Source organism: Actinoplanes lutulentus, assembly GCF_003259845.1.
Taxonomy (GTDB): Bacteria; Actinomycetota; Actinomycetes; order Mycobacteriales; family Micromonosporaceae; genus Actinoplanes; species Actinoplanes lutulentus.
This window is the reverse complement of sequence record NZ_QLMJ01000008.1, coordinates 168,655-180,959: the sequence shown is the minus strand read 5'-3', so window position 1 is coordinate 180,959 and position 12,305 is coordinate 168,655. Positions and strand designations below refer to the sequence as shown.

Here is a 12,305-nt window from a genome sequence, read left to right as displayed (position 1 = left end):
AAGTACAAACTAATATTACTTTTCGTTGACACTCGCGAATCAGCGGGCGCATGCTGCTCGCATCCCCGGCATGCAGCGAGCGCCCTGTTCCATCGAGGAGATCCGATGCCCATCCCCGATCATCTGCCTCGCTTGCTGACCATCAGTCTGTGGGACTTCAGCTGGTACACCAGGACCGGCCCGGGTGAGCCGTTCGTCGACCTCGACACCGCGTTCGCACAGGCCGTCGACCGCGGCTACAACACGGTCCGGATCTGTGCCATGCCGTACCTGCTCTTCGGCTCCGGCCTGGACACCACTGCCCTCACCTTCACCGGTTTCGGCAACGGCTACGGGCAGGGCACCCGCTGGTACGACCTGGGCGCGAGCGCCACCCTCGACGGACGCGAGCATCTGCTCGACCTGTTCCGGGCCGCCCACCGGCATGACTGTCACGTCATCCTCTCCAGCTGGGAGTACCAGCAGAGCCCCGCCTTCCTCGCCGACGACTCCTGGCACCGCGGGCTGTCCGCGGTGCCGCCGCACATGCGCGTCGACGTGCTCGCCGACGCACTGGCCGACTGCGTCGACTTTCTGATCGAAAACGGCCTCGACGACCGGATCGCGTTCGTCGAAATCCACAACGAGGTGCAGCTCGGCGGACTCACCGCCGCGGTCGCCGCCGGTGAGTCCGCCGTCCTCGGCCTGCGCCCGCTGCTCGAACGCGGCATCGACCGGTTCCGGAACCGTCACCCGACGCGGCTGATCACCGCGAACTATGCCGGGGTTCCGGTCGGCGAGATGCGCGGGCTGCCACGCAACGCCGATGTGGCTGTCTTCCATCCGTACGTCTACGGCGTCCTCGGCGAACTGATCGACACCTTCGCCCTGCGCGACCCGGACCGGCCCTTTCCGCAGGCGCAGGTGTCCGAGCAGTTGCTGCTCGACGATGCACCGCTGCTCACCGAATGGGCGCCGGATTCCGCCTGCCGATGGAAATTCGACGCCACCATGGTCGGCGCCCGCGAGGTCTACGCCCACGACTGGTGCGACCCGGACCGCTGGGACCGCTGGCTCTACGAGCGATATGCCCACCACCGCTGTGGCATGGCTCAGACCCTGTCGCTGTGGATCGCCGCCGCCGCGGACTGGGCCGCCGACCACGACGTCCCGCTCGTCTTCGGGGAAGGCTGGGTCGGATACACGCCACTGCGGGCAACCTTCGAGGACGGTCCCGTGGGCGCGCAGATCTGCCGGGAAGCGACCACTGCCGCCCGGCAGGCCGGTGCCTGGGGCGCCGTCGTCTGCTCCAACGCGGCTCCGCATCACCCGATGTGGAGCGACGTCGCACTGCAAGCCGAGATCAACGCCGCGTTCGCGGCCACCGCTCCCGAGGACTGAACCCATGACCAGCAGATTCACCGGCCGCGTCGCGATCATCACTGGAGCCGCCTCCGGCATCGGCGCGGCTACCGCCGGCCGGCTCGCCGCCGAAGGCGCCCGGGTGGTTCTCACCGACATCGCCGACGAGGAGGGATCCGCCCTCGCGGAGAAGATCGGCGAGACCGCGACGTACCTGCACGTCGACGTCGCTCGTGGCGAGGACTGGGAACGACTGGCCACCGAGGTGATCGACCGGCACGGACGCGTCGACGTGGTGCACGCCAACGGCCCGGGCCGGGTCGTGCCCACGGTGCCGATCCACGAGCTGCGGCAGGCCGAGTGGGACCGGCAGATCGGTGTCTCGCTGACCAGCGCCTACCACGCGGCACGGCTCTTCTGCCCGCTCCTCGCCGAGCACCGTGGATCCCTCGTGCTCACCTCGTCGGTGCATGCGAACACCGGTGTCGCGGGCTGTGCCGCGTACGCCGCGACGAAGGGTGCGCTGCTGTCCCTGACCCGCCAGCTGGCCGTCGACTACGCCCCCGAGGTACGGGTGAACGCGGTCATCCCGGGCCCGATCCTCACCGCTGCCTGGGACGCGATCGGTGCGGACGGCCGGGCGTCCACCGTGGCCGAGACTCCGGCCGGGCGGCTCGGCGACCCGGACGAGGTCGCCGCCGCCGTCGCGTTCCTGGCTTCCCCCGAGGCCTCCTTCATCACCGGCACCGGCCTCGTCGTCGACGGCGGCTGGAGCATCTCCACCTCCTCCTCCTGATTGGCTCATCCGTGAAGATCATCTCGATGGATACCTTCCTCGTCCCCCCGCGTTGGCTCTTCCTGCGGATCCAGACCGACGAAGGCATCACCGGCTGGGGCGAACCCGTCGTGGAAGGGCGAGCCGACACCGTCCGCACGGCGATCGCCGAACTCTGCGAATACCTTGTCGGCGAAGACCCACTGCGCATCGAGGACCACTGGCAGGTCCTGACCAAGGGCGGCTTCTACCGCGGCGGCCCGGTCCTGTCGAGCGCGGTCGCCGGCATCGACCAGGCGCTGTGGGACATCGCCGGCAAGGCGTACAACAGGCCGGTGCACGCACTGCTCGGCGGCCCGGTACGGGAGCGGGCCAGAATGTACGCCTGGATCGGCGGTGACCGTCCCGACGAGGTCGCCGACCTGGCCCGCGAGCAGATCGCGGCCGGTTTCACCGCGGTGAAGATGAACGGCTCCGGTGAACTCGGCCCCATCGAGACACCGGCGAGAACCCATCAGGTGATCGACCGGGTCGCAGCCGTCCGTGAAGCGATCGGACCGGACAACGACCTGGTCGTCGACCTGCACGGGCGCGCCTCCACCGCGATGGCCCGGCGACTGCTGCCGCTGCTCGAACCGTACCTACCGCTGTTCGTGGAAGAACCGGTCCTGCCCGAGCACACGGCCAACCTGGGATCGCTGGCGCAGTCGACGGCCATCCCGCTGGCCACCGGCGAGCGGCTGTACTCCCGGCACGACTTCCGCGACGTGCTCGGCAGCGGCCTGGCGGTCGCGCAGCCGGACGTCAGCCATGCCGGCGGCATCTCCGAGGTGCGCCGCATCGCGGCGATGGCCGAGACGTACGACGTCACCATGGCCCCGCACTGCCCGCTGGGGCCGATCGCCCTGGCCGCGAGCCTGCAGCTGGCGTTCGCGATCCCGAACTTCCTGATCCAGGAGCAGAGCGTCGGCATTCACTACAACCAGGGCGGGGAGCTGCTCGACTATCTGATCGACCCGGCGCCGTTCCGGTTCGTGAACGGGCATGCCGAGCGTACCGAGAGCCCCGGGCTCGGCATCGAGGTCGACGAGGAGGCCGTGATCCGGATGGCGGCGATCGGTCACCGGTGGCGCAACCCGGTCTGGCGGCGCCCCGACGGCTCCTTCACCGAGTGGTGACGGCCGGTCAGCGGACGCACCGGACACGTCCGGTCTCGTACGGCTTGTAGGTGGTGACGCCGTCGTTGTAGCCGAGCATCCACCGGTCGGCAGGGCGCGGCGTCGCGACGGTCGACGACCAGTACCGGGCGGTCTTGGGTGTGTCGGGGAACGCCTTGATGTCGATGGCGGGGGAGACCCGGGTCTCGTCGACAGTGGTCGCCAGTTCCTTGAGCGTCGGCAGCCGCCAGCCGTCGGTGCAGTAGGCGTCGGCTTTCGCCACCGTCATCTCCGCCGACGACGCGCGCTGCCAGGTCAGGCCGGTCGCCGGGTCGGTGACGCGTCCTGAGGAGATCTTGTAGGCAGGCCGTCCCGAGCCGCCGTCGGCCCGGACGCAGCGCACATTGAACGCGCCGCTCTGCTCGGCGGCGTTACTGGCGAGGCCCTCATAAAAATTGATGATCCAGGCGCGCAACGGCGTCTTGGTGACCGCCCAGGGCGAGGAGGTCCAGAAGTAGCGGGGCGGGGTGCCGGTGAACGTGGTGGTGTTGATGGCCGGGTTGTCGGCGCCGTAGTCGACGATCGAGGTCAGCTCGATCCGGCTGGGCAGGCGCCAGCCGCCGCCGTCGAGTGTCAGGCCGGCGCAGTACTGCTTGGCTTCCGCGAACGTGTAGCGGTCGGGGGCGTGGGCGCGCTGCCACACCAGGCACGTGGTGGTGTCGCGGACCGTACCGTTGCCGAGGTTGGTGTATTTCGCCGTGTCCCGCATCGGCCAGCCGGCCCAGATCGTCGTCAGTTTCGCGCCGCAGCCCTTGGCAGTGGGCGTCGCCACTGCGGCCCTGGTCGTCTTCGCTGCGGTGGCGGTGGCGGTGGTCCGGGACGGCGTGGGCGCGGCGCTGCTCGGCAGTGCTGATCTCGTGACCGGCGCGGGGCTGGGCGCGGCAGCGGCGGCGACGCGGTCGTCGGGCTGCGGCCGGTCGGGTTCTGACTGCGCGGTGTACGCCAGAGCACCGCCGGCCAGCACGACAACGGCCGCTGCCGTGGCGGCGAGAGGCTTGCCCCGCAGCAGGGACCCCAGGCGAGGGCGGGCAGCCGTGGCCGTTCCGCCCGCCGTTCCGCCGGTTGCGGAGATCTTGCCGAGCACGGCGCTGGTCAGTGCGGCCGGGACCGGCAGCAGGCCGCAGCCGACCAGGAGCCGCTCGGCGGCGACCTCCTCGCGAGAGTTGCTGAGGCACAGGTCGCAGTCGCGCACGTGCCGGTCCAGGCGTTTGCGCCAGAGCGGGCTGGGGCGGCCGTCCCAACCGGCGGCAGCCGCCACCAGTTCCGGGCAGCGTGGCCGGGCGTCCAGCGCGGCCACCAGTGAGCGGCTGCGGTCCAGCTGGGCGCGCATCCGCTGGACGCGAACCGCCGCGTACGCCGGAGTCGTCTCCAGGGCGGCCGCGGTTTCGGCGCGGTCGAGGTGGCCGGCGGTCTCCTGCCACCAGAGCGCGAGGACGTTGCGGTCCTCGACGTCGAGCCAGCGGCTCGCCGCGGCGACCTGGCGGCGCTGGTCGGACAGTTGCAGGCGAAGGATGGCCAGCTCCTCGAAATCGGTGCCGGTCTCGGGGAGATCGTCCAGGGCGGTGGTGCCGGCGGCTCGGTGCTGATGCGCGCCGACCTGCTGCATGGCGATGGTGAGGATCCAGGCCCGGATGCTCTCCGGTTGCCGCAGGCCGGGCAGGGCGCGGATCACCTGGAGCATGGTCTCCTGGACCACGTCCTCGACGTCCGGCTGCACGGAAAGGGCGCGGCCCGCGACGTTGTAGACCAGCGGCAGATAGGCGCGCGCGAGCTCCTCCTGGGCTCTCCGGTCGCCGCGCTGGGCGGCGATGACCCGTTCCCGTTCGGTGTCGCGGTGCTTGCTCATCTGCTGGCTTGGCCTTCCTGGCGCAACGCTACTCATGGTGATCGGTCTGTTCATCGTCATGCGTTGTCGCGGTCAGCGTAAATATGTACGTGAGTAGCTGTCAAATACGCGTTGATAATTCTGCGATGGAGAATCAGGGGCCGACATATCGTATTTCCGAAGTGACCCGCATCACATCTCGAAAGCAGGGCCACCCAGCAGCAAAAACTAGTCAATAAAAGCAAGGTAGGGCGGATAAATGATATGTGAGTCGCCCTCGACGCATCACACCGACCGCTACTTTTGGCGAACCTTAAAAATGGCCGGGTTTGAGTTGACCGCGTCGATTCACGGACCCTAATCTCCTCGGCGGCGGTGCGAGGTCGACCTCCCCTTATGGTCACCCTCCGTAATCTTGTTGCCGCATCTGTCGAGGAAGGAACACCCATGGCCGGGACAGGCTCATCGGTTCGCCGAAAGGCGGCCGTCACGTCACTGATATTGGTCGCGGGTCTGGCGACCGCCGGTTGCCGTGAGCAGAAGAGCGCCGCGCAGCCCGCCCCTGCGGCGAGTTCGGCGGTGACCGCGGCCGCGGACGGAAGCGTCGCGACGACATCGGCCGCCACCTCAGCGACGAAATCGGCCGCCCCCTCGGCCACGGCTCCGGCCTCCGCCGGCGCAGCGACCGCGGCGGCGACGCCGGCCGGCCGGGCCATGGAGAACCTCGGCCGGGGTGTCGTGGCCGTCCGGCGCGCCAACGGTGAGGTGCTGGTCTCGTGGCGGTTGCTCGCCTTGGACCCGGCCGCCATCGGCTTCAACGTCTATCGGTCGACCGCCGGTGGTGCCTACACCAAGCTCAACGGCACCGTCCTGACGAAGGGCACCAACCTCGTCGACACCACCGCCACCACGACGAAAGCCGCCAGTTACCGGGTCCGGGCGGTCGTCGACGGCGCTGAGCAGGCGCCCAGCTCCGCCTACACTCTCGCGGCCGGTGCCTTCGGCCCGGCGGTCACGATTCCGATCAGGGCGGGTGCGGCGTTCAAGTTCGTCTGGACCGGCGATCTGGACGGCGACGGCGAGTACGACTATGTGATCGACCGGCAGACCACCCCGCAGGCCCTTGAGGCGTACTCCGGTGACGGCACCTTCCTGTGGTCGATGAGCATGGGGAAGAACAGCACGAACCAGAACAACATCGAGGGCGGCTCGTCGACCATCGACGTGGGGAACTGGGACGGCGTCACCGTCCAGGATCTCGACAGCGACGGCAAGGCCGAGGTGGCGGTCCGGATCGCGAACGGTGTCACCTTCGGCGACGGCTCGCGCTTCTCGTACCCCGACGACACCCACCAGTTCATCGCGATTCTGGACGGGATGACCGGTGCCAAGCGGGCCACCGCCCCGGTGCCCGACGACTACCTCGCTGACGGGCCGATGTACGCCCGATTCGGCGTCGGATACCTCGACGGGAAGACGCCGAGCCTGGTCGCGTTCATGAAGAACCGGGTCGGCAAGGGCGGATTCAACCTGATGATGACCGCGTGGCGGTTCGACGGGTCCGCGGTCACCAACCAGTGGAAGTGGCTGCGGGAGGGCGTGCACGCGCCCGACGGGCACAACACTCGGATCATCGATGTGGACGGTGACGGCAAGGATGAGGTCGCCGAGATCGGGTTCGTCCTCAACGGTGACGGCACGCTGCGGTACACCCTCGACGACCAGGGCATCGGCCACGGCGACCGCTGGTACATCGCCGACATCGACCCGAGCCGCCCGGGCCTGGAGGGTTACGGCATCCAGCAGATGAATACCAGCGGCCTGCTGGAGTACTACTACGACGCCGCCACCGGCAAGGTCATCTGGGAGCACAAGGGCGGCATCGTCGACGTCGGCCGCGGCCTGGTCGGCGACATCGATCCGTCGGCACCCGGCCTGGAGGCCTGGTCGTACTCCGGCGTGTACAGCACCCCGAAGGACAAGCGGCTGGTCACCGACGCCAAGAAGAGCCCGTGGCCGTCGTTCACCCTCTGGTGGGACGGTGATCTCGGCGCCGAGCTCTACAACGACGGCAAGGTCGAGAAGTGGAACCCGGCAGCGCCGGCGGACTCCAAGCACCTGCCGCGCCTGCTGACCGCATGGAAGGCCGGTGGGTACGACTTCGCCCGCAACCCGAACCTGATCGGCGACCTGTTCGGCGACTGGCGCGAGGAGGTCGTGCTGAGCAACAGGGCCCACGACGAGCTGGTCATCCTGACCACCGACCAGGCCACCGACACGCGGCTCTACACGCTCGCGCAGAACCCGGCGTACCGCAACGGCATGACGCTCAAGGGCTACATGCAGTCCCACGCGGTTGACTACTACCTCGGCACCGGCATGACCACCCCACCGGCCCCGAAGATCCACTACGTCGGCGAGTAGCAGCGAAGCGGCCTGTCGCCTGCGTAGTCCAGGTGGCAGGCCGTGTCTGGCTCATCCGTTCTTGACGATCGAAAGGAGCAGTGATTCGATGACATCGATGTAAACGTTTTAACTTTGCGGCCCTATCTGAGGAGCAGCCTTGAAACGATCTCGAACGCTCGCCGTGACGTTGCTGGTCACCGCCATCGCTGGTGGCATCTCCGGTCCTGCGTCGGCCGGAGGTGCTCGCCGCGGCGCGCTGATCCCGGGGGAGTGCGCAGGGGTCGCGCCGGTGGTCTGCCAGTTCGACGTCGTTCCCGGCAACTACGACGTCTCGGTGCTGTTCGGTGATGACGACGAGGCTGCCACCGCCTCTGTTCTGGCCGAGGCCCGCCGGATGGTCCTCGGGGAGGTCGCGACCGCAGCGGGCCGGTTCGCCCGGCGCGACTTCAGCGTCAACGTCCGCGACCCCGAGGGCCAGCCGACCCGGGTCGAATACGGCACCCCCGGGCTGACGCTCACCTTCACCGGCCCCAACCCCAAAATCAAAAACATTTCGGTACGCCCGGCGAGCCCGCGCAACACGCTGCTCTTCCTGGCCGGCGACTCCACGGTCTGTGATCAGGACTGGGCTCCCTTCGCCGGCTGGGGCCAGGCCATCCCCCAGCACCTGCGGCGCCACGTGACGGTGGCCAACTACGCCGACTCCGGGGAGAGCAGCACGTCCTTCCTGGCCAACGGCAAGCTGTGGGCCACCATGCTGCCGCTGGTCCGCCGCGGTGACGTGGTGCTGCTGCAGTTCGGCCACAACGACAAGACGACGACCGCCGACACCTTCCGGGCGAACCTCACCCGCATGATCACCGAGGTCCGCGCGGCGGGCGCCCGGCCCGTCCTGGTCAGCCCGCCGGTGCGCCGCCGCTTCGACAGCGCGGGTCACCTCAACGCGGTGGCATGGCACATCAACAGCCTCGGCGTCGATCTGCCGGCGCAGACGGCAGCCGTCGCCGAGGAACAGGCCGCTCCCTACATCAACCTGACCGCTGACAGCGCCGCGCTCGTCGAGGGCCTCGGTGTCGAGGCGTCCAAGCAGATCTACCTCTACAACGAGGAGGGGGACAACACCCACTTTTCGGAGTACGGCGCCAACCAGATCGGTCTTCTCGTGCTCGCCCGGCTCAAGGAGCTGCGGCTACTCCCGCACGCCTTCCGCGACTGAACCGACCCCCATGAATGTCATCGACGCCTTACCGGATCGGGCCCGAGGAGACCGAGAGTCTCCTCGGGCCCGAGCGTCAACGCGACAGAGCGTCAGCCGCCCAGAGCAGGCCGCGCTCGGTGATGTCCGCGACCTGGGGCAGCGCCAGGTCGGCAGCGGAGTGCCCAAGCGTCGACACGAACACCCGGCCCTTGCCGTAGCGGCGCAACCACACCACCGGCATCACCGCGCCCGCCGTCTCGGGTACGCCGTGATCACCGGTGAAGGTGGTGGTCGCGAGCACCTCCAACCCGGGATCGACGTGGCAGAAGTACTGCTCGGTGTGCACGCTGAAGCTGTCGATGCCTCGCACGACGGGATGCTCGGCGACGATGTCCACGTTGTAGTCGATGAAACCTCCGGGGTGGCACAGGAACCGGCCGCCGACCATGAACTGGTACCGCCGGGCGGCGTCGGCGGTGGCGACGATGCCGCCGTGCCAGCCGGCGAACCCGGCGCCGGCATGAACCCGGTCCACCAGATGGGTTTCCTGCTTCTCGGTGAGCTGTCCGCCGGTCCAGCACTGCACGATCAGATCGCTGGCCGCCAGAACGGCCGGATCGTCGTACACCTCGAGGGTCTCGGCGATCCGCACGGCGAAGCCGTGCGCGCGCAGCCGTGGTATGACCAACTCGGTGCAGGCGACCGGCTCATGGCCGTCCCATCCCCCGCGTACGACCAGAGCTTGCAAGGTGGGTCCTTTCTCAGTGAGGCAGTTCCGCGCCGATCAGTGCCAGGCACTGGATGGCGGCGAGACCGTACTGCGCGGAGGCGTTGGTGGAGAAGTCGGCTTCGTCGACCGGCTTGAGCACCGCGGGCCCGTCGACTCGGGTGGTCGCCCAGCTCCGGTTTCGGGGGTACCCGGCGTGCCCGGTGTGGAACTCCTGCCACGCCCGCGCGGCCAGGATCGGGTCTCTGAGCCTGGCAGCCGCATAGGCGGTGAGGCGTGAATGCGCCTGCCGCAGGTTCTGGGTGCCGAACGCGACCCCCGTCTCGGCCTGTTGTTGCGCGGCGGTGCCGTTGTAGAGCCGGCAGTACTGCAGCCAGGCGTCGGTGAACTCGGCATCGCCGGTGAGCGCGATGATCTCGCTGCAGACCTCGACCAGTCCGAAAACGGCACCGAGCGAGCCGACACTGACGGCCGGCTGGGCCGGGGCGAACCGGCCGGTGTCCAGGTCGTAGAGGCCACTGCCCTGAACGAATCCGTTAGGCATGGCGGCGATGGTACGTGCGCTCTCCAGCAGCTTGTGCCGTGCGATCGGATCGCCGCCCCTTTCCCATTCGGTGAGCCAGGCCAGAGCGAGCGCACCCCAGTCGGTGCCGGTGCTGATGCTCAGCGCGTGCGGGTCCGGGGTGTACGGCTCCGTGCGGATCTTGCGGGATGGGTCCAGCACCAGGAACGTGCGATCCGCGTCGACCAGGTCGTGCAGCAGGTCACCGACACGTTCGTCGGCGGTCAGGAAATAGTAGAAGCGCCGGTAGCCCGCGTTGCTGATGCGCTGCTGCTTGGCGCTGTCGGCCCAGTGCTGCACGCCGTGCCGGGTGCCGAGGTCGCGGTATTTTCCGAGGTGGTAGACGTCGACTTCGCCGGTGTGCCGGGTCATCGCCTCGGCGAAGCGGAACGCCTCGGCCGTTCCGGTGCGCAGGTAGTGATACCAGAGCCACAGGTCGGTGGACAGCTCCGAGTTGTCCCAGGCGTAGCCGCCGACGTCATAACGCCAGACATGCCGGTCGCTGTCGTAGGTGTGCATGATGTCGCCGTAGTTCCAGAACCCGTACCAGGACCGCTGCTCGACCTGGCCTCGGTGGTAGTCGAAGAGCATGTCGAGCCGGTCCTCGATCTCCGCGCGGGCCGGCGTCGACCGGTCCACCGGACTCCAGTCGCCGAACACCCCGGCCGCGTGCAGGTGCGCGGGCGGCGCCACGAGCAGCGGCGGCGTGCGGACCGCCTGGGTCAGGTCGGCGAGCCGCCGGGCCGGGGGAGTGCCGTCCAGCGCCCAGATCATCAGCTCGGTGGTGCGGGCGATGCCGTACGGCGACCCGAACCCCGGCTCGTAGTCCTCGTAGGTGATCTCGAGGCCTTCCAGCTGCTCGGGGTAGGTGTCCTGGCCCATCCCGTCGTGGTAGAAGCGCAGGTCCATCGGGGGCGCCTCGGGCGACCACCACCAGACGGTCACCTCGGCTTCGGCGGAGGCGGCGGCGCGGATGTCGAGCTGAGCCGGATGCAGCTGCCAGAAGTTGCGCATCCCGAAGGCGCAGCCCCGCTCGGGTCCACCGACGTAACCGAGGCCGCCGGCGCGGGTGCCGGCGTCGACCGGGATCCAGCCGTGACCCGCCGAGGTGCGTTTGCTGACCTGGAAGCCATCGGCGCTGAGCTGGGTGAGCTTGTAGTCGCCGAAGGCCGGGACGTACTGCAGCCGGCTGGTGACCCGGCTGTCCCAGGTGGCGGTCGGCGGGGTGGCGTCGCCGGCGAGCTGCGCGGCACGGACCGCTGCGCCGGGATCGCGGCGCAACCCGGTGATGCCGCGCACCGCTTCGCCGAGGACGCCGTTGCCCGTGCCGGCGAAGCGCACGTGCCGGTCGTGGGGCTCGCCGGTCATCGGTACCCGGAACCGCAGGCCGAGCCCGGCGATGAAGTCCCTGTCCTGGTCGCCGTCGAAGGTGAACGAGTGCACGGCGCGGATGCCGTCGGAACCCGCGTAGAAGTAGAAGCGGATGCTGAACGGCAGCCACCGGCGGCGCCGGTCACGGTGGTTGCCGTCGACGCGGACGACCGCGCGGACCGGCCCGGACTGCTCGACGGCGACCTTCACGACGGCGCTGTCGAAGCGGCTGGTGCCGACCGTGCCGGTCTCGTCGTCGAGGGGTGCGCTCCGGCGCAGGCACACCAGTTCGGCGGAGCGGACGACGTCGGTGCCGGCCCGGCTGATCGCGCTGATCAGATATCTGCCTCGTCTGGGCAGCACGCAGCGGACCGCACCGGTGTCGACCTCGACGCCGGCGCTGCTTTCGTGGACGGTGACGGCGACGGTCCCGGTGGCCGGGATGCCGGGGGTCAGCCGGTATTCCGCGGCGGGAGGCACCTCGGCGCCGACGGCGTGTGCGGTCCACTTCAGGGTGCCGTCCGGCCAGAAACCGGTGGCCCAGGTCTGCACCGGGACGGGGGTGCCGGCGTCGGTCGACAGCGCGAACGTCCGGTCCTTGGTGAACGCGCCGCGCGGCCAGGCGACGCCGAAGGTGGTGCCGGCGGCGAGAGCCGGCGGAGTGCCGCCTTCCAGCCAGGCGAGCGGGGTGCCCTCGGCGGCCTGTGCGGGCGTCACCGGGACGGCGGTGACGGGGGCGCTGTGCGCGGGTGCGGCGTGCGACAGGTAGGTGGCGGTGCCGGCCGCGGCGGCGCCACGCAGCAGGCTGCGGCGGGTCAGTTCAGGCATGACGGTTCCCATCGGATCGGTGGAGGACGATGTGGATTCCATGCTTAAAACCTTT

Annotated in this window: 8 protein-coding genes; 5 read left to right on the top strand and 3 right to left on the bottom strand. The window is 69.3% G+C overall.

Annotated features, from left to right (window positions below; all coding sequences use genetic code 11):
• Nucleotides 1–105 precede the first annotated feature (105 nt).
• Genes B0I29_RS19245 through dgoD form a run of 3 tightly spaced genes read left to right on the top strand, consistent with a single transcriptional unit; the run spans nucleotide 106 to nucleotide 3,294 of the window.
• A complete protein-coding gene (locus B0I29_RS19245; RefSeq protein ID WP_111650397.1) occupies nucleotides 106–1,380 on the top strand; it encodes a cellulase-like family protein in 1,275 nt (424 codons plus the stop codon).
• Nucleotides 1,381–1,384: 4 nt separating this feature from the next.
• Nucleotides 1,385–2,137 carry an SDR family NAD(P)-dependent oxidoreductase gene (locus tag B0I29_RS19240; RefSeq protein WP_111650396.1) on the top strand — a complete coding sequence of 251 codons (753 nt, stop codon included), beginning with the start codon at nucleotides 1,385–1,387 and terminating at the stop codon, nucleotides 2,135–2,137.
• Between the two features lie 26 nt (nucleotides 2,138–2,163).
• Nucleotides 2,164–3,294, top strand: a complete 1,131-nt coding sequence (dgoD, locus tag B0I29_RS19235) for a galactonate dehydratase (RefSeq protein ID WP_221402936.1) — start codon at nucleotides 2,164–2,166, stop codon at nucleotides 3,292–3,294.
• A gap of 7 nt (nucleotides 3,295–3,301) precedes the next feature.
• Here the strand turns inward: dgoD and B0I29_RS19230 are convergent, their stop codons facing one another.
• Nucleotides 3,302–5,179 carry a sigma-70 family RNA polymerase sigma factor gene (locus tag B0I29_RS19230; RefSeq protein ID WP_181557872.1) on the bottom strand — a complete coding sequence of 626 codons (1,878 nt, stop codon included), beginning with the start codon at nucleotides 5,177–5,179 and terminating at the stop codon, nucleotides 3,302–3,304.
• Nucleotides 5,180–5,605: 426 nt separating this feature from the next.
• Between B0I29_RS19230 and B0I29_RS19225 the strand changes: the two genes are divergently transcribed.
• A complete protein-coding gene (locus B0I29_RS19225; RefSeq protein ID WP_220091356.1) occupies nucleotides 5,606–7,582 on the top strand; it encodes a rhamnogalacturonan lyase family protein in 1,977 nt (658 codons plus the stop codon).
• Between the two features lie 139 nt (nucleotides 7,583–7,721).
• A complete protein-coding gene (locus B0I29_RS19220) occupies nucleotides 7,722–8,780 on the top strand; it encodes a rhamnogalacturonan acetylesterase (protein WP_111650393.1) in 1,059 nt (352 codons plus the stop codon).
• Between the two features lie 76 nt (nucleotides 8,781–8,856).
• Here B0I29_RS19220 and B0I29_RS19215 read toward each other — a convergent pair whose 3' ends face one another.
• Nucleotides 8,857–9,510 (bottom strand): ThuA domain-containing protein, encoded by a 654-nt coding sequence (locus B0I29_RS19215; RefSeq protein ID WP_111650392.1) that lies wholly within the window; start codon nucleotides 9,508–9,510, stop codon nucleotides 8,857–8,859.
• A gap of 13 nt (nucleotides 9,511–9,523) precedes the next feature.
• A complete protein-coding gene (locus B0I29_RS19210; protein WP_220091355.1) occupies nucleotides 9,524–12,292 on the bottom strand; it encodes an exo-rhamnogalacturonan lyase family protein in 2,769 nt (922 codons plus the stop codon).
• Nucleotides 12,293–12,305 lie beyond the last annotated feature (13 nt).